Here is a 624-nt window from a genome sequence, read left to right as displayed (position 1 = left end):
CAAGCAAACCGTACTCCTGACGGGCGCGACGTCCGGCATCGGCCGGCACCTGGCCGCTACCTTACACGCGCTGGGCAACCAAGTCCTTGTCTGCGCTCGCCAGCCCGAGCCGTTAGCGGCGCTGGCCACCCAGTACCCCGGGCTCGCCACCTACGTCTGTGATGTGAGCGACCCGGCGCAATGTGCCGCCTTGGCGCACTGGGCCACGCGCACCTATCCCCACTTGAACGTGGTGATCAACAATGCCGGCATTATGCACCTCTTGGACCTAACCCAAGCCCTTGACCTGACCAAAGTGAGCACGGAGATCGCCACCAACCTGCTCGCCCCGATTCACCTGATCAGCTTACTGACGACCCACCTGCAACAGCAGCCTACGGCCGCCATCCTCAATATCACCTCGGGCCTAGCCTTTACGCCCTTGGCCGCCGTGCCCGTCTATTCAGCGACCAAGGCGGCCCTGCACGCCTTTACCACGTGCTTGCGGTATCAACTCCGGGGCACGGCGGTGCAGGTATTCGAAATCATCCCCCCGGCGGTCGAGACCAACCTAGGGCATGCCGATCACTACGACCGCTCCCACGACCACCCGCTGTCGGTCGCGGCGTTTGTCGAGGCCATGCT

General features: G+C 63.9%; 1 protein-coding gene. It reads left to right on the top strand.

What is annotated here, in order from left to right; genetic code table 11:
- Positions 1–624, top strand: a 624-nt coding sequence (locus tag BXP70_RS29230; protein ID WP_086597621.1) for an SDR family oxidoreductase, incomplete at both ends; no start/stop codon positions are given.

Origin of the sequence: Hymenobacter crusticola, assembly GCF_002154225.1 — a bacterium.
Classification (GTDB): Bacteria; Bacteroidota; Bacteroidia; order Cytophagales; family Hymenobacteraceae; genus Hymenobacter; species Hymenobacter crusticola.
Note: the sequence above shows the minus strand (reverse complement) of the source record. Positions and strands in the feature narration are given on the sequence as shown.